The organism is Brevundimonas halotolerans (assembly GCF_003730275.1).
GTDB lineage: Bacteria > Pseudomonadota > Alphaproteobacteria > Caulobacterales > Caulobacteraceae > Brevundimonas > Brevundimonas halotolerans.
The window spans coordinates 135,511-155,319 of record NZ_QTTA01000019.1; the positions used below are offsets into that span (position 1 = coordinate 135,511).

22 protein-coding genes and 1 tRNA gene are annotated in these 19,809 nt (G+C 68.5%); 10 read left to right on the top strand and 13 right to left on the bottom strand.

Going from position 1 to position 19,809, the window contains the following annotated elements; all coding sequences use genetic code 11:
* Positions 1–21: 21 nt before the first annotated feature.
* Entirely contained in the window at positions 22–1,044 is a 1,023-nt protein-coding gene (locus EG854_RS09570) for a UbiA family prenyltransferase (protein ID WP_123287888.1), read from the bottom strand.
* A 50-nt stretch (positions 1,045–1,094) separates the two neighbouring features.
* Between EG854_RS09570 and EG854_RS09575 the strand changes: the two genes are divergently transcribed.
* Positions 1,095–2,051 carry a DMT family transporter gene (locus EG854_RS09575; protein ID WP_123287889.1) on the top strand — a complete coding sequence of 319 codons (957 nt, stop codon included), beginning with the start codon at positions 1,095–1,097 and terminating at the stop codon, positions 2,049–2,051.
* 58 nt (positions 2,052–2,109) lie between these two features.
* Here EG854_RS09575 and EG854_RS09580 read toward each other — a convergent pair whose 3' ends face one another.
* From EG854_RS09580 to gluQRS, 4 genes are all read right to left on the bottom strand, one after another.
* Entirely contained in the window at positions 2,110–2,313 is a 204-nt protein-coding gene (locus EG854_RS09580; protein ID WP_123287890.1) for a cold-shock protein, read from the bottom strand.
* Positions 2,314–2,505: 192 nt separating this feature from the next.
* Positions 2,506–3,267, bottom strand: coding sequence for an extensin-like domain-containing protein (locus tag EG854_RS09585; protein WP_123287891.1), 762 nt, complete (start codon positions 3,265–3,267; stop codon positions 2,506–2,508).
* A 9-nt stretch (positions 3,268–3,276) separates the two neighbouring features.
* The gene (locus tag EG854_RS09590) at positions 3,277–4,431 is read right to left on the bottom strand and encodes a serine hydrolase domain-containing protein (protein ID WP_123287892.1); all 1,155 of its coding nucleotides are present in this window, start codon (positions 4,429–4,431) and stop codon (positions 3,277–3,279) included.
* Positions 4,432–4,445: 14 nt separating this feature from the next.
* Positions 4,446–5,297, bottom strand: a complete 852-nt coding sequence (gene gluQRS, locus EG854_RS09595; RefSeq protein ID WP_123287893.1) for a tRNA glutamyl-Q(34) synthetase GluQRS — start codon at positions 5,295–5,297, stop codon at positions 4,446–4,448.
* A gap of 127 nt (positions 5,298–5,424) precedes the next feature.
* Here gluQRS and EG854_RS09600 point away from each other — a divergent pair, with 127 nt between their 5' ends.
* The 4 genes from EG854_RS09600 to EG854_RS09615 all read left to right on the top strand — a co-directional run bounded on the left by EG854_RS09600 (position 5,425) and on the right by EG854_RS09615 (position 8,349).
* The gene (locus EG854_RS09600; RefSeq protein WP_123287894.1) at positions 5,425–6,075 is read left to right on the top strand and encodes a DNA-3-methyladenine glycosylase family protein; all 651 of its coding nucleotides are present in this window, start codon (positions 5,425–5,427) and stop codon (positions 6,073–6,075) included.
* Entirely contained in the window at positions 6,072–6,728 is a 657-nt protein-coding gene (locus tag EG854_RS09605) for a trimeric intracellular cation channel family protein (RefSeq protein ID WP_123287895.1), read from the top strand. Before EG854_RS09600 ends, EG854_RS09605 begins: the two co-directional genes overlap by 4 nt.
* 204 nt (positions 6,729–6,932) lie before the next feature.
* Positions 6,933–7,490, top strand: a complete 558-nt coding sequence (locus EG854_RS09610) for an HNH endonuclease (protein ID WP_123287949.1) — start codon at positions 6,933–6,935, stop codon at positions 7,488–7,490.
* A gap of 85 nt (positions 7,491–7,575) precedes the next feature.
* Positions 7,576–8,349, top strand: a complete 774-nt coding sequence (locus EG854_RS09615; RefSeq protein ID WP_123287896.1) for a transglutaminase-like domain-containing protein — start codon at positions 7,576–7,578, stop codon at positions 8,347–8,349.
* Positions 8,350–8,355: 6 nt separating this feature from the next.
* Here EG854_RS09615 and EG854_RS09620 read toward each other — a convergent pair whose 3' ends face one another.
* Positions 8,356–10,095, bottom strand: a complete 1,740-nt coding sequence (locus EG854_RS09620) for a M1 family metallopeptidase (protein WP_241153199.1) — start codon at positions 10,093–10,095, stop codon at positions 8,356–8,358.
* A 115-nt stretch (positions 10,096–10,210) separates the two neighbouring features.
* A complete protein-coding gene (rpmB, locus tag EG854_RS09625; protein ID WP_123287897.1) occupies positions 10,211–10,507 on the bottom strand; it encodes a 50S ribosomal protein L28 in 297 nt (98 codons plus the stop codon).
* A 253-nt stretch (positions 10,508–10,760) separates the two neighbouring features.
* Here rpmB and EG854_RS09630 point away from each other — a divergent pair, with 253 nt between their 5' ends.
* Positions 10,761–11,237, top strand: a complete 477-nt coding sequence (locus EG854_RS09630) for a DUF3617 domain-containing protein (RefSeq protein ID WP_123287898.1) — start codon at positions 10,761–10,763, stop codon at positions 11,235–11,237.
* Here EG854_RS09630 and EG854_RS09635 read toward each other — a convergent pair whose 3' ends face one another.
* On the bottom strand, positions 11,238–11,609 hold the full coding sequence (locus tag EG854_RS09635; RefSeq protein WP_123287899.1) for a hypothetical protein: 372 nt from the start codon (positions 11,607–11,609) through the stop codon (positions 11,238–11,240).
* Positions 11,610–11,765: 156 nt separating this feature from the next.
* Here EG854_RS09635 and EG854_RS09640 point away from each other — a divergent pair, with 156 nt between their 5' ends.
* Positions 11,766–12,143, top strand: coding sequence for a c-type cytochrome (locus EG854_RS09640; protein ID WP_123287900.1), 378 nt, complete (start codon positions 11,766–11,768; stop codon positions 12,141–12,143).
* A gap of 67 nt (positions 12,144–12,210) precedes the next feature.
* Here the strand turns inward: EG854_RS09640 and EG854_RS09645 are convergent, their stop codons facing one another.
* The 4 genes from EG854_RS09645 to EG854_RS09660 all read right to left on the bottom strand — a co-directional run bounded on the left by EG854_RS09645 (position 12,211) and on the right by EG854_RS09660 (position 16,289).
* The gene (locus EG854_RS09645) at positions 12,211–12,750 is read right to left on the bottom strand and encodes a CarD family transcriptional regulator (protein WP_123287901.1); all 540 of its coding nucleotides are present in this window, start codon (positions 12,748–12,750) and stop codon (positions 12,211–12,213) included.
* Between the two features lie 321 nt (positions 12,751–13,071).
* Positions 13,072–13,413 carry a ferredoxin FdxA gene (fdxA, locus tag EG854_RS09650; protein WP_123287902.1) on the bottom strand — a complete coding sequence of 114 codons (342 nt, stop codon included), beginning with the start codon at positions 13,411–13,413 and terminating at the stop codon, positions 13,072–13,074.
* A 69-nt stretch (positions 13,414–13,482) separates the two neighbouring features.
* Positions 13,483–13,791, bottom strand: coding sequence for a S4 domain-containing protein (locus EG854_RS09655; RefSeq protein WP_123287903.1), 309 nt, complete (start codon positions 13,789–13,791; stop codon positions 13,483–13,485).
* Positions 13,788–16,289, bottom strand: a complete 2,502-nt coding sequence (locus EG854_RS09660; protein WP_123287904.1) for a helicase-related protein — start codon at positions 16,287–16,289, stop codon at positions 13,788–13,790. The genes EG854_RS09655 and EG854_RS09660 overlap by 4 nt, the downstream gene beginning before the upstream one ends.
* A gap of 294 nt (positions 16,290–16,583) precedes the next feature.
* Between EG854_RS09660 and EG854_RS09665 the strand changes: the two genes are divergently transcribed.
* Positions 16,584–16,660: transfer RNA gene (locus tag EG854_RS09665), tRNA-Arg, on the top strand.
* Between the two features lie 40 nt (positions 16,661–16,700).
* Positions 16,701–17,789, top strand: coding sequence for a PA0069 family radical SAM protein (locus EG854_RS09670; protein WP_123287905.1), 1,089 nt, complete (start codon positions 16,701–16,703; stop codon positions 17,787–17,789).
* Between the two features lie 3 nt (positions 17,790–17,792).
* On the opposite strand, the gene EG854_RS09675 is transcribed toward EG854_RS09670, so the two are convergent.
* A complete protein-coding gene (locus tag EG854_RS09675) occupies positions 17,793–19,028 on the bottom strand; it encodes a class I SAM-dependent RNA methyltransferase (protein ID WP_123287906.1) in 1,236 nt (411 codons plus the stop codon).
* Between the two features lie 156 nt (positions 19,029–19,184).
* Between EG854_RS09675 and EG854_RS09680 the strand changes: the two genes are divergently transcribed.
* Entirely contained in the window at positions 19,185–19,805 is a 621-nt protein-coding gene (locus EG854_RS09680; RefSeq protein WP_123287907.1) for a glycine zipper 2TM domain-containing protein, read from the top strand.
* Positions 19,806–19,809: the final 4 nt, after the last annotated feature.

The following is a 19,809-nucleotide window of genomic DNA, read 5'->3' on the forward strand; positions in this document are numbered from 1 at the left end:
AACTCCTGGGTTGGCACCAGTCTAGCCCCCGATCGGGACCGCCCCAAGGCCCAGCGCGATCAACAACAGCACACCGGCCTCGCGGTTGGACTTGAATAGCGTAAGCGCCCCTTGCGGATCGTCGGCCCGGACATTGCGCACCTGCCAGACCAGATGCGCCGCAAAGGCCAGCCAGCCGCCCCAGAACAGCGGCGACAGACCCCCCACCGCGGCAGCTCCCGCCGAAAAGATCGCCGCGATCAGATAGAAGAAGGCCACGCCATCCCGGACCTTGCCGCCCAGCCGCCGGGCCGAGGACTTCACCCCCGCCAGCGCATCGTCCTCGATGTCCTGCAGGGCGTAGATGGTGTCATAGCCCAGCGTCCAGAACACCCCGCCGAAGTAGAGCAGCAGGGCGGTTCCTGTCAGCGCCTCACCACTGCCAGCCGCAAGTCCGTAGGTCGACCAGAAGCCGGACGCTACCATGGCCTCGCCAACGGCACACATGATGATGGGGGCTGCGCCGGCCGCCGCCGCGAACCCCATCAGGGCACCCCAGTTGAACGTCAGGCCCAGCCAGGCCTGCGGCCACCAGGTGATGCGCTTCATGAAGGGATAGGCCGCCACCAGCACCAGCGACGCCACGCCCAGCAGCACGGCGGTCAGGTTCAGCGTCAGCAGGATCAAGAGGCTGATCAGGCAGCAGCCGACCACGAACGCCCACGCCCCCTTCACCGATATCTGCCCCGAGGCCACCGGCCGGGCCGCCGTCCGCGCCACCTTCGCGTCGATGTCGCGGTCGACGATGTCGTTGAAGGCGCAGCCCGCCGCTCGCATCAGACAGGCGCCCACCGCGAACGCCACCACCAGCCACGCGAGCGCCAAGGGCGGCGCATCCGGCTCCAGCGACGCGACCGCCAGCATGATCCCCTGCCACCCCGGTAGCAGCAGCAGCCAGATGCCGATCGGCCGGTCGAAGCGGCCCAGCTTCAGCCAGGGCTTCAGCCCCTCGGGCGCATGGCGGTCGACCCAATTGCGGCCAGCGTCGGGAAGCGGAGCGGTCATCCCCCCTGATAGCGCCTTCCCGGTCCCGATGAGAAGGGATAGAGGGCGCCATGATCCGCGCTCCGGCCTCTGTCGTCGCCCTGACCCGTCACGCGGCCTTTCCGCTGGCGGTGCTGGTGCTGGCCGCCATGGTGCTGGGACTCGCGCCCATCCTTGTGCGACTGACCGAGACAGGTCCGGCGGCGGCGGGCTTCTGGCGGTTCCTGTTCGCCCTGCCGCTGCTGACCCTGCTGACTGCCACCCAGGGAAGCGGAGAGAGCCGGGGTCTGGGCACCCCGTCGCGCTGGATGCTGCTGGCCGGGCTGTTCTTCGTGCTGGATCTGGCCTTCTGGCACTACGGCATCGTCATGACCTCGGTCGCCAATGCCACGGTGCTCTGCAATCTGACGCCCGTGGTCGTGACCCTGTTCGCCTGGCTGGTCTGGAAACAGCGCCCGGGCCGCAGCTTCGTTCTGGCGCTCGCGCTGGCGGTCGCCGGGGCCTTTGCCATGGCCGCTGGTGCCGACGGCGGGCAGGGCACCAACCCCCTGCTGGGCGACCTCTTCTCGCTCTCAGTCGCCGTCTGGTATGCGGCCTATTTCCTCGCGGTAAAGGCCGCGCGGCGCACGGCGGGCGCGCTCAGGGTGACCTTCTGGGCGACGCTGGTCGGCACGCCCCTGCTGCTGCTGATCGCCCTGGCGCTGGGCGAGGAGATCATTCCCGCCGGCCCGGGCGGCTGGCTGGCCTGCGCGGGCCTCGGCCTGATGCATGTGGTGGGGCAGGGCGGCGTCGCCTGGGCGCTGGGCCGGCTGCCGGCCTCGGTCACCGCCGTCACCATCCTGATCCAGCCCGTGGTCGCGGCCCTGCTGGGCTGGTGGATCTTCGCCGAGGCCCTGACCCCGGTCCAGGCCATCGGCGGCGTGCTGGTCCTGATCGGCGTCGTCCTGGCCCAGCGCGCCAGCCGCCTGACCCCGCCCGCCGGTCCCGTCATGGTGCCGGTGCAGACTGCGGACGGTCCCCGGAATTGAAACGGGCGCGGACCCCGAAGAGTCCGCGCCCGCAAAGGTCTGAAACCTCAGTCCTCGTTTAGAGGAGCTTGAGGCCCACCGCCGAGGTCTTGCCGCGCTGGGATTCCAGCTCGTATTCGACCTTGGCGTTGTCATCCAGGCCCGTCAGGCCGGCCTGCTGAACTGCGGTGACGTGAACGAACACGTCGCTGCCGCCGCCATCAGGCTGGATGAAACCGTACCCCTTGGTGGGGTTGAACCATTTGACCGTACCGGTCGCCATAATGCGTCTCCGTAAACGCGCTTTCCAGGCGGACCCCCTGTTGGGAGCCCGTCAACCCGTCTGGATAAAGCTCGTTCAGGCGAAGGAGCGACCCGCGGCTTTGGACACCGCGCAAATCCGGGCTGCGAAAGCGTTGTCTCGCGTCAGGGGCTTTTGGTCAACCGGAATTGATTCGTCCGGCAGGCGAACAGGTCAGGCACACAGGCCCCGAGGGGCCCCGTCCAGATGCAGGTGATCGCGGTGCGCCTCGTTGTAATCCGGGGTCAGCACGGTCGAGAAAACGCGGCAGGCGCCGTCGCGCAGACGCTTCAGGAAGGGGCGGGCGTCGGGACCCGCAGGGCCGGTTCCGCGCCAGTCCGAGGCGATGCTGACGACCCGTCCGTCCTCCAGCCGGATGGCCGAGACGTCCAGCGCATTGGCCCGGGCGTGCTCGCTGGGCCGGGCGCCGGGGTCCTCCTTGCCGTAGATGCGGCGGCAGGAATAGGAGCCATAGTTCTGCACACTGGCCACCTCGCTGCCGAAGGTCTCACGCGCGGCGGGGCGCAGCACCTGCCGGTCCCAGATGACATAGCGCACCGCCAGCGGGCACTGCATCACCAGCCCGCCGGGGGCCAGCGGCGTGACATCGCCGCCCGTGATCCGCACCGCGCCCTTCACGACGCAGAAGCCGCCGTCGTCCCGGTCGGGTGCGCGCTCGACCTCGACCCCGGCGTCGCGCAGCACCTGCATACAGGCCTCGGTCACGCCGCGGACCTCCTCGGGCGCGGCGACCCGTGAAATCTCGAAATCGTCGACCTTGGCGGCCGTCGCCTGACCGATCGGGCGGTCCAGATCCAGCGGCTTCCACGGCAGGTCCTGCGGCGGGGCGAACAGATTCAGCATGGCAAAGGCGGCGCACAGGCCCAGCGCCGCCTCCCACAGCAGATTCCAGAAGTCGGCCAGATCACGCTTCATCGGCTTCTACTAGACGACCCCGCCGGTTTCCGCGACCGGCAGGCCCGCGATCAGAGCCCGCAGCAAGGCCGGACAGGCCCGGGCCCCGGCGGTGCCGTCATTGCTGACGGCGATCAGAGCCAGATCGCGCGCGGGCGCCACCGCCACGCTGGCGTACCACATGGTGTTGGACCCATCGTGGGCCAGCACCCTGCCCGGCGTCGCCCCGTCCGCACCGGCCCATGGCTGGTTCAGCACGATCCAGCCACAGCCATAGGCCGGCGGCGGCCCCCCGGCCGGCTCGCTCAGGCGCGCGACGGAGGCCGGCTGCAGCAGCGGTTGCCCGTCGTTGAGAAACACGGCGAGGAAGCGCCCATAATCCTCCAGCGTCATATGGACCGTTCCGGCCGGGCCCAGTGCCGCCGGATTGTCCGAGCCGGGATGCGAGGGCGGCAGGGACGCGGTCGTGCCCCCCATCTCCCGGTGTCCCCACGGTGCGGGCTCGGGCGGCGCGCCAAACCCGGCCGAGGTGATGCCCAGCGGGTCAAACACCTGCTCGACCATCAGCGCCTGCCAGTCCTGACCGGTGAGGGCCTCCATGGCGGCGGCCGCGACCATATAATTGGCATTGCCGTACTGAAACTGACCCGGCGTGCCCCCGGGGGCAGACGCCAGCGCCTTTCGCGCCACGGCCAGCCTTTGCTCCGGCAGGCTGGCGGGATCGCCGCGTGCCGTCATGAACCAGGCCTGCCCCAGCACATCGTCGTCCCTCAGGCCCGCGCGGTGCTGCATCAGGTCCACGACCCGCATATCGGACCACGCCGGATCGTGCTCGCCGGGCAGGGCCTCGACCAGCTTCAGGTCCCAGCTGGCCCGCCCCTGCTCGACCAGACGCGCAAACAGCACAGCGGTCATGGCCTTGGTATTGGACCCCAGATGCCAGGCGTCGGTGCTCTGCACCGGCTCGGTGCCGTCCTTCCGGCGCAGGCCCCGTACGCCCGAGGCATAGACCCCCTCACGCGACACCAGCGCTGCCCCCAGCCCGACCGGGGCAAAACGGTCGAACACACGGTCCAGCGCGGCCTGCACCGCCGCATCGCCAGTGCGGGCAAAGGCCAGCGTCGGCAGGCTTTCGGCGGGTGCGGCACCGAGGGCGGCCATCAGGGAGCGTCGGTCGAGGATCATGCGTATCTCCCTGATCAGTCGGGGAAGCCCAGTCGGGCCCTGAGGTCGGCGGGCGAGGTGCCCCCCGCCCGGATCTGGGCCAGGGTCACGGCCCCGTCCCGCTTGGCAAACCGCTTGCCGGTCTCATCCAGTAGCAACGGATGATGACGGTATATCGGCGTCGGCAGCTGCAACAGGGCTTGAAGGACACGCTGGATCGACGTCATGGGGATCAGGTCCTCGCCCCGGATCACATGGGTGATGCCCTGCGCCGCATCGTCGATGACCGAGGCGATGACATAGCCCGCGCCGATGTCCTTTCGTCCCATGACCATGTCTCCGAGGGCCCCGGGTCGGGCGCTGTGGGTCCCGGGATCGACGCCTTCCTCGCTCCAGCCCAGCCGTGACAGGTCGCCCAGCTGCGCCCGGGCCCGGTCCAGCGACAGCCGCCAGGCGAAGGCCTCCCCGGCCTCCAGCCGCCGCGCCTCCTCGTCCGGCGCGTGGGGCCCCCCGGTAAAGGCCGCCGGGTCTGTCGGATCGTCGGCGTGCGGCGCGACCCCCGCCAGCGCCAGCCGCTCCTTCCGTGTGCGGAAACAGCGGTATAGCAGCCCCTGATCGCGTAGCGTCTCCAGCGCCCGATCATAATCCACCCTGTGCTCCGACTGGTGGCGAACCGGCGTCTCCCAGTCCAGACCCAGCCAAGCCAGATCCTCGAAGACGGCCTCGGTATATTCGGACCGGCAGCGGGTGAAATCCGTGTCCTCGATCCGCAGCAGGAACCGGCCCCCGGCCGTACGTGCCGCCGTCCACGCCGTCAGCGCCGAAAAGGCATGGCCCATGTGCAGCAGGCCGGTGGGCGAGGGGGCAAAGCGCGTGACCAGCGTCATGCCTGTCCCGCTCGCGGATTCCGGCTCCCATGGCCGGATTCAGGGGTGATCGCGGGGCAATCTTCGGCCAGACTGGGCATGGGCCGACCCTAGATCGCGGTCCGGACCCTGTCGACCAAGGCCGAGCATGCCGACCGCCCCCACCGCCGACCACATCCTGACGGCCCGGCAGGCGCTGGCCGCCGCCGATCCCGTGCTGGTGCGCGTGGTCGAGGCCGTGCCGCCCTTCGAATGGCGCCTCAGGACCGGCGGCTTCGAGGGCCTGTTCCGCATGATCGTCGAACAGCAGGTGTCGGTGGCCGCCGCCGCCTCCATCTGGCGCCGCGTGGGCGAGGGGCTTGGTGAGATCACGCCGGGAACCGTTCTGGCCCACTCGCCCGAGCAACTCCGGGCCTTCGGCCTTTCCGGGCAAAAGGCCCGCTACGGCCATGAGATCGCCCGCGCCCATGTCGAGGGTCGGATCGACTTCGACCATCTGGAACAGTTGGACGATGCCGAGGCCATCGCCGCCCTGACTGCCATCAAGGGCGTCGGCCTGTGGACCGCCGAGACCTTCCTGATGTTCTGCGAGGGCCGCACCGATGTCTTCCCGGGCGGCGACGTTGCCTTACAGGAAGCCATGCGTTGGGCCGATGGAATCGAGATACGGCCCACCCAGAAACAGGCCTATGCGCGGGCCGTGGTCTGGCGTCCGCACCGTTCGGTGGCGGCGCATCTGCTGTGGAGCTGGTATGGTGCCGTCAAGCGCGGTGAGATTTCGCTGGAGGACGCCCGATGATTGAAGCCCCGATCCTTCAGACCCTCAGCGAACCGCTCCTGCCGAACCTCTATCTGCTGGACTATGCCGGGGTGGCCGTGTTCGCCGCGACGGGGGCGCTGGCCGCGGCGCGGGAAAAGCATGATCTGGTCACCCTCGGCTTCTTTGCCGCCATCACCGGGGTCGGCGGCGGCACCCTGCGCGATGTCATGCTGGATGTACCGGTCTTCTGGGTGATCGACTGGAAATATATCGCGGTCTGCCTGCTGGCGGCGTTGGGCGTCTGGGTGATCGGCCGGCCCGAGTGGCGCTTCCGCGCCCTGCTGTGGCTGGATGCCATCGGGCTCGCCGCCTATGGCGTGATGGGCGCCGCCAAGGCCGAGGCGCTGGGCGCCAGCCCCCTGATCTGCATCGTCATGGGCACGGTCACCGCGTGTTTCGGAGGTATCGTCCGGGATCTTCTCGCGGGCCAGCCGTCGATCCTGCTGCGGCGGGAGATCACGGTCACCGCGGCCATTCTTGCGGCGGTCGCCTATGTCGCGTTCAAGCTGCTGGGGCTCGGCAATGTCGCCGCGGCCCTACTGGCCATGCCGCTGGGGTTTGCCCTGCGCGCCGGGGCCCTCGCCTGGGGCTGGAGCCTGCCGTCCTTCCCGGCCCGGGTCCGCGCCCCCTAAGGCCCCGCCCGCGACTTCACGGAACCGACATGTCTTCGTCATGGCGGTCGTGTCGAATCGACGATAAGCTTTCCTCATCAGCGTGGAGGAAGTCGTCTTCAGTCCGGTCGCTTATGCACATTCCGTGCGGAACGGAGGGGGATGATGTCCCGCTCCCTGACTGCGCTATCCGGTGCCGCCCTGGCTGAGGTCCAGCCCGGCCGCATGACGGCGCCGCGCACCCCCTCCGGCTGGCCGGCCCTGGTGCTGAACGCCGACTTCCGGCCCCTGTCCTATTACCCCCTGTCGATCTGGCCCTGGCAGGATGTGGTCAAGGCCGTCTGGCAGGACCGCGTCGATGTGGTCTCCGTCTATGACAAGGTGGTCCGCAGCCCGTCGATGGAGTTCCAGCTGCCCAGTGTGGTGTCGCTGAAGACCTATATCGATCAGGACCGTTCGCCCGCCTTCACCCGCTTCAATGTCTTCCTGCGTGACGGCTTTACCTGCCAGTACTGCGGCCATGCGGGGGAACTGACCTTTGACCATGTGGTGCCCCGCTCCCACGGCGGTCGCACGACCTGGGAGAATATCGTCGCCGCCTGCCCGCCCTGTAACCTCCGAAAGGGCGGCCGCACCCCGGCCCAGGCAGCCATGCCGATCCGCCACGCGCCCCGGCGCCCGAATGCGTGGCAGCTTCAGGGCGCCGGTCGGCGCTTCCCGCCCGACTATCTGCACAACAGCTGGCTCGACTACCTCTACTGGGACATCGAGCTGGAACCATAGCGGCCACGGTCTGTTGCGGACGCGTGCTTTGCCTTAGTGAGCGCGGACCGGCGGCCCATTCGGGCGGCCCCTGTCGGACCCCTTCATGAAGCTGCGCATACGTTCCGAACTGACCTACCGCTTCGAGGCGCCGACGGATGCCATCTATCTGATCCAGGCCGCCCGCTGGCCGGGTCAGACCATTCTGGAAGAGCGGCTGGAAGGCCCCACGGGCGTCGAGCTGGTCGCCCACACCACGCCGGATTATGGCTCCCGCACCCTGCGCGCCTGCCTGTCCGGCGATGTCTGCCTGACGTACGAGGCCGTGATCGACAACGGCACGCTCAAGCGCCTGCCGCCGACGGCGCACCAGCACAGCTGGACCGAGCTGCCGGGCGAGACCCTGACCTATCTGTGGCCCAGCCGCTATTGCCCCTCGGATGGCTTTGAGCGGTTTGTCGGCAATCAGTGGTCCGAGGCGGGCGGGGCCCAGGTGCTGGCGATCCTCGACTGGATCAAGGCCAATATCGCCTATACCCACGGCGTCTCCACGCCCCAGACGACGGCGGCCGACACCTTCCTCGACCGGGCCGGGGTATGTCGCGACTTCACCCATCTGGGCATGGCCATGTGCCGGGCCTCCGGCATTCCGGCGCGCGCCGTCAGCGCCTATGCCCTCGACCTTGACCCGCCCGACTTCCATGCGGTGTTCGAGGTCTATCTGTCGGGCGGCTGGTGGCTCGTCGACCCGACGGGCCTCGCCCCCGTCGAGGGTCTGGTGCGGATCGCCAGCGGTCGTGACGCCGTCGACATCGCCTTCCTGTCGACCAACGGCCCGTGCCAGATGCTCAAACAGTCCGTCAGCGTTGAGCGGGTCTAGCGCGACCTAGCGCCGCCGCTGGGTCGCCCGCCAGGCCACGAATTCATCGATATTGTCCAGCCGGCGCAGCACCTTGTTCTCCGGGTCGATCAGCACATGGCTGTGCGGGCCCACGCCCCGGACCTCGCCGCGACCGCCCGTCATCGGCACGGTCTGGACCCGGCCATCGACCGACACCTCGATCGGCATGGGGAAGGGGCTGCCGTCGCCGACCACCCATTCCAGCATCAGCCGGTCGCCCTGCTGCCGGGTGACCAGATCGGGCAGGGCGGCCTGATACAGATAGCCGTTGAAGAACCAGCCCAGATCCTGACCCGTGACCTCATTGACGATGGCGAGAAAGTCGGGCGTCGAGGCAAAGCGCGGCTCGAAATTGCCCGGGCGCGGGTCGGGCCGCCCATAGACCAGCCGGGTGACGGACTCATAGAAGTCCTCATCCCCGATCAGCATGCGCAGCGAGTGCATGATCAGCGAGCCCTTGTAGTAGATGTCGTTGCCGGGGCCCTGGTCGCCCTCATAGACCTGTTCCTCGGTCAGGGCGCTGCCCGACACCACCGGGAACCGGTTGGCCAGACCCAGACGCTGCTCCAGAAGCGCGGCCTGATAATACTGCTCGCCGTTCAGCCAGCGCGTGTAGAGCGGCTGCATATAGGTCCCCAGCCCCTCGTGCAGCCACATGTCGTCCCAGTTGACGTTGGTCAGCTGGTTGCCGAACCACTCATGCGCCAGCTCGTGCTGCAACAGCCAGTCATAGCCCTCGTGATCCTTGCGGTACTGGTTGCCATAGGCATTGATGGTCTGGTGCTCCATGCCCAGGTGCGGGGTCTCGACCACGCCCATCTTCTCGTCACCGAACGGGAACGGCCCGACCGTCGCTTCGAAAAAGGCCAGTTGCTCGGGGAATTCGGCAAACAGCGCCGCAGCCTTGTCCGGATCGGTGCTGTTCAGGTGCCAGAAATACATCGGAATAGTATTGCCGAACCGGCTCTCATAGGTGCCCGACAGCTCGACGTACGGCCCGACCGTCAGAGAGATGGCATAGTTGTTGGGCTGGTCTGCGGTCCAGTTCCAGGTGGTCCAGCCGTCGCCGTGATCCTCCTTGCCGAGGAAGCGGCCATTGGCGGGCGCCGACAGGTCGGACGGAATGGTGATGTGCAGGTCGACGCGGCCCGGCTCGGCCATCGGATGGTCGATGCAGGGCCAGAACAGGTCACAGCCGTCGCCCTGGATCGCGGTGGCGATCCACGGCTCGCCGCCCGGCGCCGTCGACCAGACAAAGCCCCCGTCCCAGGGCGCATTGCGCGCCACATGCGGCTTGCCGGCATAGGCGATGCGCAGATCGACAGACTGTCCCTCGCGCAGGCGGCGCGGCAGGCTGATGGTCATCCGGCCTTCGGGGTTGACCCAGTCGTTCGGCGACAGGACGCGCCCGTCGATCGCCACTTCCGAGACGTCGAACCGGGTGTCCAGCTCGACCACCAGCCGGTCCAGCGGCGCCGTCGCCGTAAAGGTCAGGGTGGCGACGCCCTCGATGGCCTTGTCGTCCGGCATGACCTTGATCGCCAGATCGGCCACATCGAACCGCATGGCCAGCTGTTCCGGCGTGCGCGGCCCGCCCGTGTCCATGGTGAATTCGGTCGAGGTCCGCTGTTCGGCCGCCTCCTGCGCCAGCACCGGGGCGCTCGCGCCAAAGCTCAGACCAAGCGCGGCCATCGAGACCAGAAGGGGGCGGAACGATGCGGTCACGGGCGTCTCCGGCAGGCCTGTCACAGGAAAGCCGGAACCTTAGAGACGGAACTGAAAAAGAAAAAGGCCGGTGTTTCCACCGGCCTTTCCGAAATCTGGATGAACCCGAAGGGGATCAGGAGGCTTGCTGCTCGGCCAGCTTGGCCTTCACCTGGCGCTTGATGCGCTGGGCGGCGGTCGACAGCTTTTCGTCGCGAGCCTTGACGATGAAGGCGTCCAGGCCACCCTTGTAGTCCAGGGTGCGCAGGGCGGCGTTCGAGATACGCAGGCTGAAGGTCTGGCCCAGCGATTCCGACGCGACCTTGACGGTCTTCAGCGACGGCAGGAACCGGCGCTTGGTCTTGATGTTCGAGTGGCTGACCGAATGGCCGACCATCGGGCCGATCCCGGTGAGTTCGCAACGACGCGACATGGACTGATCCTCATTGGCGCCACGGTGCAAAAGATACCGGGCACGAAACATTGGGTGCACGCGAAACCCTGTCCCGCGCGAGAGGCGGTCGTATAGAGGAGGAGGGGGCCGGGCGTCAAGGCCGCGCGCGGGGGATTCCGGCGGGGGAATGTGCTTGCCCCAACGGCACAATTACGGATCGTTCAGCCGCCGTTCAATTGCGGACACATACACAGGTCATATATCGATCTCCGAGCTTTCAGAGAGGGCTGACATGACGAACACACAAGGCCGCACCCGTTTCCTCGCCCGCGCGCTCCCGATTGCGGGCGGAGCACTGGCACTGGGCATGCTGATGACCGTGCCGTCGTCGGCGACCGCGCCCCAGGCCGCAGGCACGCCGCTGCCCGGCTATTGGGAATATACGACCAGCGCGCTCGGCATCCGCGATACCGAGACCAAATGCGTCCGTCCCAGCGAGATCACCCGCTTCTTCAGCGGCCTGTCGACCCGGCGCTGGTCCTGCACCTATCCGGTGCGTGAGGTCGGCAACGGACAGGCGCGCTTCGAGGGCATCTGCCGCGACCACAAGGACCGCACAGTGCGCGTCCGCCTGAACGGGCCGTATGCGCCGGAAAGCTTCCGCTTCAACGGCGGGGCCCAACTGGCGCGCGGCACGCCCTACATCCCGGCCAGCATCACTGCCCGCCGGATCAGCGCCACCTGCCCGGCCGGCGCCGAATATTTCTGATCAAAGCGGCGCGGCCTTGGCCACGACATAGGCATGCGTTTCGCCGTCGGCATTGATCAGGCTGACGTATTCCCCGGCCACGAACCGCTCTTCGCCAAAGCGAAAGCCCGTGGCGTCGGGCGCGTCCTCGGGGGCCAGGTCCAGCAGCCATTTGCCGCCGGGGCCCTGACGCAGGGTCCCGGTGGCGATGGTCTGATTGTCCTCGAACCGGCGGACGTGAAGGCGGTCTGACTGGTCCCGGCATCCCGCAGCATCCAGCCGGCCGTCTGCATCCAGCACCGCCACGATGTCCCAGCCGTCCTGCGGGTTGCCGGCCGGCGAGCCGGGCTCGCGCGCCAGTTCAAGACGGATATGGGTCAGGGTCGAGGTCATGGCGGGCTCCCGCGTCTGGTCACTTCCACACCGGAGGCGACGTCGTGATGAATAGGGCTCATAGTGCCCAACGTCCGGGACACCGGCCTTGATCCACGTCAAGGTCATCGCGTCGGGTCCGTGCTGGACTGGAGCGACCCGACCGGGAGCTCTGTCATGCGCGCACTGATCCTTTTCCCCCTTGCTGCTGCTGGGGTGGCGGCTCTGGCAGCCTGTGCGGCCTTCCCCGACGCCCCGTCTTCATCCGAGGCCCCGGAGGCCCGCGTAGAGGCGTCTGCAGAGTCCGTCATGCGGGGCCAGGTCCTTGCCCAGACCCGGTGTGCCGCCTGTCATGCCATCGGCCCGAGCGGCGCCAGCCCCATGACTGCTGCCCCGCCGTTCCGTGACCTGCACGACACCTATCCCGTCCGCTTCCTGCAGGAAGCCCTGGCCGAGGGCCTGACCACCGCCCACCCCGCCATGCCCCAGGTCGAGCTCCAGCCTGACGAGATCCGCGACCTGATCGCGTATCTCGAATCGCTCGAGGCCGGCTGAGAGGGCGCACGAAAAAAGGCCCCGGATCGCTCCGGGGCCTTCATTCTTCTCAGCCTGTTGCCTGAACTCAGGCCGCTTCGGCGGCGGCCGGGGCCGGCGGGGCCTTCTTGGCGCTCAGCGACTTGGCCAGCAGCTCGACGGCCGCGTCCTTGTCGATGCGGTTGGCGGCGGCGACTTCGCGGGCCATGCGATCCAGGGCCGATTCGTACAGCTGGCGCTCCGAATAGGACTGTTCCGGCTGGGTGTCGGCGCGGTGCAGGTCGCGTACCACTTCGGCGATCGAGATCAGGTCGCCCGAGTTGATCTTGGCCTCATATTCCTGGGCGCGACGCGACCACATGGTGCGCTTGATGCGGGCGCGGCCCTTCAGCGTCACCAGGGCGCGGCTGACGACATCCTCGGCGGCCAGCGAGCGCAGACCGGCGGTCTTGGCCTTGTTGGTCGGGACGCGCAGGGTCATTTTCTCGTGGTCGAAGGTTACGACATAGACTTCCAGGGTCATGCCCGCGACTTCCTGGGTCTCCACGGCGGCAACCTTGCCGACACCGTGAGCCGGATAGACGACCGCGTCGCCAACCTTGAATTCAAGACCACTCTTGCTCGTCATGTCATTTCCTTTCACGGACGCAGACGATCGCAATTCACCTCGGCATCGAAGACGACCTGTCCCGTCCGGCAAAGCGGCGCCGGCAGACTGTCGATCTCAGATGCGGAAACGGATCACCAAACCTCTGGCCGCCCCGGTTTATGTCGGGGTTCTATCGTCACTCCGGATGGTGCGAGCGCGTCGCGGGCCATCCGACCGAATGAGATCAATCTATCACAAAAAGCGGAAAATTCAAAATATCCCCAAGCATGACCATGGGGGAGGGGCATATTGTGACCGGAATGGGGCCGTCGGCTGCCCATCCGTTGCGCAAAACCGCCGTCAGGAGCCCTTGCCCGGCTTTTCCGAGAAGTATTTTTCGAACTTTCCGGTCTCTCGCTCGAACTCTTCAGCGTCGGCAGGCGGTGCGCCCTTGACTGTGATGTTCGGCCAGATCTTGGCAAAGTCGGCGTTGACCTTCAGCCATTTGCCGTCCGGCTCGTCCTCGGTATCGGGCTTGATGGCATCGACCGGGCACTCGGGTTCGCAGACGCCGCAGTCGATGCATTCGTCCGGCGCGATCACCAGAAAATTCTCGCCCTCATAGAAGCAGTCGACCGGGCACACCTCGACGCAATCCATGAATTTGCAGCGGACGCAGGCGTCGGTGACGATGTAGGTCATGAACGAAACCGGGGGTCGGAGGATCAGCCGGGGGCCGGACGCGGCAGATGGCCCCCGATCGCGCCGGTGTCAACCGTCGGCACCCTCCGGCGGCGGTCGCGTCAGGTCTTCATACAGGCTCGCGGCTTCTGCCGGAGGCCCACGCCGCGTCCCGAACGCGACGATCCGCGCCTCGACCAGCCGCTCGCCCCGCATCAGGGTCACCACATCGCCCGGCCGCACGCGATAGCCCGCCTTGGACATGCGCGCCTGCTGCCCCGCCCGGGTCAGCCGCACCCGGCCCTTTTCGATAATGCGCGCGGCCTCGGTCCGGGTCGGCGACAGCCGCGCCCGCCACAGCCACACATCCAGGCGGCAGATCTCGGCGCTGTCGCTCATGTGCCTCCCGTTGACGAGCGGGCGCGGCGCGGGCGGCGGCGCTTGGTCCGGGCAGCCGGATCCAGCGGCGCAGCCAAAGCCCGCAGGACCGCGAACGGGGAGTCCTTCACCGGCTTCGGAGTCTGTCCCGGTCGATCGGGTTGCCGCGCGCGGGTCGTCTTCAGGGCGGCAATCAAGGCCGTGGCCTCGCCGATGGTCATGCCAAGGTCCCGCAGATCGTCTGCGGACAGCGTGCCCTTTCCGGCCGCCCGCCGTTCGGCCATCGCCTCCAGCAGTTCGACCGGGGCGACGTATCGACCCACCGCGCGCAGACCGAAGGCCGACAACCTCCGCGGCGGGGGAGGGGTAGACGGCAACAGCGTCACGCCCGGACTGCGCCCCCGGAATGCCCATCCGCCGGTGAACGCCTGCGCGACCGCGCGGGGGCGGGGCTTTAACAGAGCCGGCAGCCAGACGGAATGGGCGCCCATGCGCACGCCGAATGTCCGCAGCGTGCGGCGTTCAGCCTGGCTGAGCGCGGCCAGATCGCGCTCCACCTCGGCCCTGTCGATGACGCCCCCCGCCTCAAGCAGACGGAAGGCCAGCCCGCGCGGCAGTCCCTTCAGGGCGCCGCTCTCGATCGCCGTCTTCAGTCGCTTCAGGGGTTTCAGCGCCCGGCCTGTCTCGCCCGCCAGCCAGGCCTCCAGCCGCCGCTGCGCCCGTTCACGCGCCGCTGCTGAACCCAGTTCGCCCAGCAGCCGGACTCGCGGCGCGAACCAGTCCCCACGGGGGTCTATCTGCCCCGCCCAAACGCCGCGCCACAGCACCGCGCCTTCGGGCGTCACGCCAAAGGCCTCATCCGGCTCGGCCGCCAGTCGCCCCAGCCGTCGTTCGATCTCCGGCGCCACGGCCTGCCGCGCGGCCCGGCCCAGCGCCCGCGTCTCCAGCGCGCTGGCCCCCGCCTCGGCCTTGAAGCTGATGCCGGTCAGGCGCCCGACGGCCTGCCCCTCTACCGAGACCTCGCCGTCGTCCGAGACCTGTGTGTCGGCCTCTCCATAGTCCTTCAGCGCCTGCATCAGCACTGTCGTGCGCCGATCGACGAAGCGCGCGGTCAGCCGCTCGTGCAGCACATCCGACAGCCGGTCCTCCAGCGCCCGCGTCCGCTCGCGCCAGTGGGCCGCGGCCTCCAGCCAGCCGGGTCGGTTGGCGATGTAGCTGAGCGTCCGCACCCCGGCGAGGCGCGCGGAAATCCGGTCGATCTGCCCCTCATCGCTGTCCAGACCGGCAAACCGGCCCGCGAACCAGTCCTCCGTCACCCGCCCGCGCGGCCCGGTCAGCGCCTCGAACAGATGCATGACCAGCTGGAAATGCTCCTCCGGCGTGGTCTTGGGAAAGTCGGGCATCTGGCAGCAGTCCCACAGCCGCATAAGACTGCCGCGTGAGCGGGCAATGCGCTGCACATCGTCCTCGCGCGCGGCCCGCCTCAGCAGCACCTCGTCCAGCGCCGGCGCCGACAGCACCAGTCCCGGCCAGTCCGGCCGCGTCTCCAGCGAGCGGATCAGGGCCGGCAGGCTGTCGAAATCCAGCCGGCCGTTCCGCCATTCCGCCGCCCGCACCGGATCGAACCGGTGCTCGACCACCTGCTCGACCAGATCGGGATCAAGGTCGGTCGCCTGGGCCGTCACGCCAAAGGTGCCGTCGCGCAGGTGCCTCCCGGCCCGCCCGGCAATCTGGCCGATCTCATGCGCATGCAGATGCCGCGTCCGCCGCCCGTCGAACTTCTTCAGCCCGGCAAAGGCCACATGGTCGACATCCATGTTCAGCCCCATGCCAATGGCATCGGTCGCCACGAGGAAATCCACCTCGCCCGACTGGAACAGGGCCACCTGGGCATTGCGCGTGCGGGGGCTGAGCGCACCCATCACCACCGCGGCCCCGCCCCTCTGGCGCCGCAACAGTTCGGCGATGGCATAGACCTGCTCGGCCGAAAAGGCGACGACCGCGGACCGCTTGGGCAGCCGGGTCAGCTTGGCCGGCCCGGCATAGCTCAGCTGCGACAGCCGCTCCCGGTGCCGGATCTCGGCATCGGGCACCAGCCGCCGGATCAGCGGCGCCATCGTCCCGGCGCCCAGGAACAGGGTCTCGAACCGGCCCCGGGCATGCAGCAGCCTGTGGGTGAACAGATGCCCGCGCTCGGGGTCCGCGACCAGCTGGATCTCATCGACCGCCACAAAGTCGACCGCCCGGTCCATCGGCATGGCCTCGACCGTACAGACGAAATAGCGCGGTCGCTCGGGGACGATCTTCTCCTCGCCGGTGATCAGGGCGACCGAGGCCGCGCCTCGCTGGCGCACCACCCGCTCATAGACCTCCCGCGCCAGAAGCCGCAGCGGCAGGCCGATCATGCCCGAGGCATGGCCCAGCATCCGCTCGACCGCCAGATGGGTCTTGCCGGTATTGGTGGGCCCCAGCACCGCCACAACCTGCGCTGCCGACTGACCTGTGGGGCGATCGCTCATGACAGGCTCAAGGTGGGGCGCGCGAAGCGGGGACTCAACCGGATAAATCGTCCCGCCCGCCGCAGCGGCCCGATTAACAGGGGACGGCGCGCGTGTGGAACAAGCGCGAAACGAATCAGGACCGAATCACTGACACCCAGAGATTCGGGGTTTGTTCACCGCAACATATTGTATCTTAATGCCGATTAACCACAACCGTCGACCGGGCCGGCCGCAGGATCCGCACGTTTTTCAGCCCGGAGGACACCCGGGCGCTTCCCCTGTTTCCCGCGACCCGCTAGGTCCACCCCCGACGGCCCCGTAGCTCAGCTGCATAGAGCAAGGCTTTCCTAAAGCCGAGGTCGCAGGTTGGAGTCCTGCCGGGGTCGCCAGTTCTTGATTTGTTCTCATGCGCGGCCCATAGTTCCGCGCATGGTCCAGACGACAGTCCGCAAGGCGCCCAAGGGCAGGGGCGCGCGCTCCAATGCCACCGGTCGCTATGAGCCACACGTGGCCGAGGCCATGGACGACGGCTGGACCTCCGACGACGCCGAGGTCGCCCCGCTGCGCACCGAACAGCTGATCGAGCGGCCCAGGACCATCATTTCGAAGAACACCAGCCCGGATGTCGGCTTCGACCGCTCGATCAATCCCTACAAGGGCTGCGAGCACGGCTGCATCTACTGCTACGCCCGGCCGTCCCATGCCTGGATGGGCCTGTCCCCGGGGCTGGATTTCGAGAGCCGGATCTTCGTCAAACCCGACGCCGCCCGTCTGCTGGAACGGGAGCTGGCCCACCCGAAATACGTCTGCAAACGCATCCATGTCGGCGGCAACACCGACCCCTATCAGCCGGTCGAGGACGAGCGGCAGACGACCCGCAGCCTTTTGCAGGTCATGCAGCGCTTCAATCAGCCCTTCAGCCTGATCACCAAGTCGTTCCGCGTCACCCGCGATCTCGACATCCTCGGCCCCATGGGGCGGGAGAACCTGGCCCAGGTGTTCGTCTCGATCACCACTCTCGACCGGTCGCTGGCCCGGACGATGGAGCCGCGCGCCTCGACCCCCGAACGGCGGCTGGAGGCGATCAAGCGCCTGTCAGACGCGGGCGTGCCTGTCGGCGTCGGCTTTGCTCCGGTCATCCCCGGGCTCAATGACCATGAGCTGGAAGACGTGCTGAAGGCGGCGGCCAGGGCCGGGGCGACCCGCGCCATGTATGTCACCCTGCGCCTGCCGCTCGAGATCAAGGACCTGTTCCGCGAATGGCTCGAGGACGCCCGCCCCGACCGCGCCAGACGCGTCATGTCGCTGATCCGCCAGACGCGCGGGGGCAAGGATTATGACGCCGACTGGTCCCAGCGGATGAAGGGCACCGGCCCCGTCGCCCAACTGATCGCCACCCGCTATCGCGCCGCCGCCAAACGCTATGGCCTCGACACGCCCCAGCCCCTGCTGGACATCACCCGTTTCAAGGTCCCGCCCGAGTTCCGCCCCCAGATGGACCTGTTCGACGGGACGTGAGGCTTACCGCCGGAAGGTGCCGACCAGTTCGACGTGGGCGGACCACAGGAACTGGTCGATGGGGGTCACGGCCTCCAGCACAAAGCCGGCCTCGACCAGAATGCGGGCGTCGCGGGCAAAGGTCACGGGGTTGCACGACACCCCGACCACGGTGGTGGCGCCGGAGGCCGCGATCTGCTCGACCTGGGCCTGGGCCCCGGCGCGCGGGGGGTCGAACACCACCGTGTCGATGCCCTTCAGGTCATGGGGCGTCAGCGGGCGGCGGAACAGGTCGCGGGCCACGGCCTCGATCGGCGACAGACCCTTCAGCCCCGCCCGCCCGGCCTTCAGGGCAGCGATCCCCCCCTCGGCGGCGTCGGCGGCCAGCACCGGCGCGACCGAGGCCAGCGGAAAGGTAAAGGTGCCCGCGCCACAGAACAGGTCGGCGATCCGTTTCGCGCCCTTCACCCCCTCCAGCAGCCGGGTGACCATGGCGGCCTCGGCCTCGGGCACAGCCTGCAGGAAGCCGCCGGGCGGCAGAGTCACCGCGGCCGGACCGAAGCGGACGCGCGGCGCCCGGCGCATGGCCAGCACCTCGCCGGCAAGGCTCAGGCGGGCCAGATCGGCGGCCTCGGCGGCGCGGATGGCCTGCTGGCGGCGGTCGGCGGGCAGGCCGCCCGAGCGCCGCTCGACCCCGGTGACGTCGACGTCCAGACCGGTCTCGGTCAGGGTCACATGCAGGGTCGGGGCCGACTTGGGGTGGTCGAGGAAGGCGGCGGCCACCGGGATCAGTCGGGGCAGGGCCTCGACCAGTCGCGGGTCGGCGATCACGCAGGTCTGGATCGGCACCAGCGCCCACGAGCGCCGCCCCTTGAAGCCGAGGGAGACGGTGCCGTCGGCGGCGCGCCGGGCATGCAGGGCCAGCCGCCGCCGGGTCGCGGGCGGGATGCCGACGGTCGGCCGGATGTCGGGCTCCAGCCCCTGTCGGGCCAGCGCCAGCCGCACCTGCTCGCCCTTCCACGCCAGATAGGGGTCGGTCTGCCAGTGCTGCAGGGCACAGCCGCCGCAGGTGCCGAAATGGGGGCAGGGCGGCACCTGCCGCTCGGGTGACGGCGCGATCAGCGTCAGCCCCTCGGCGCGGCCATCCCTGACCTCGGCCTCGATCACCTCGCCCGCCAGCGTCAGGGGGGCGAACACCGGGCCGGGGGCCACCCCGTCGCCCTGGGCGCCCACATGGGAAATCGTCAGCCGTTCACGCATGGCGCCTCCAAGCAGCTTTCGCGGCCCAGAGCAAACCGGCACCCCTGCCCGAAACCTGAACGAAGATGAACGGGCTGCTCAAATGCCGTTCAGTCCCGCCTCCCTACAAGGGGTCATCACAGGGGCAAGTCGTCCCTCAGAAACAAGGAGCCCGCGATGCACAAGACCCCGATCCGTGCCGGTATCATCGCTTCGGCGATCGCTGCCGCGGGCCTGCTGGCCGCCAGCCCGTCCGTCGCCCAGAGCTATGGCCAGCCGTACGGCTATGGCCAGGGATACGGCCAGTCCTATCCGCAGCAGTCCTATTGCCAGTCGGGCCGTGGGCAGCGTCAGGCCGCCGGTGCCACCTTTGGTGCCGTCCTGGGCGCCGTGGCCGGATCCCAGGTCAGCGCCCGGGGCAGGCGCACCGAAGGCAGTGTCATCGGTGGCGTACTGGGGGCCGTGATCGGTGCCGGAGTGGGCGGAAGCTCGGGCCAGTGCCAGGCCGGCTATGACCAGCGCGGCTACGACAACCGCAGCTATGGGTACCAGCAGCCCCAGCGCCGCCAGCCCTACGGCTACAATCAGGGCTACCCTGATCCCCGCTATGATGATCGCCGCTACGACGATCGCGGATACGACGACCGGGGTTACGACGACCGTCGCTATGACGATCGCGCCCGGGGTCAGGACTGCAGCCTGAGTGAAAGCACCATCCGTCTTCCCGATGGCCGTCAGGAGGTGCGCTACGTCCGCGCCTGCCGCGACGCCCGGGGTCAGTATCGCGTCGTCGACTAATTTC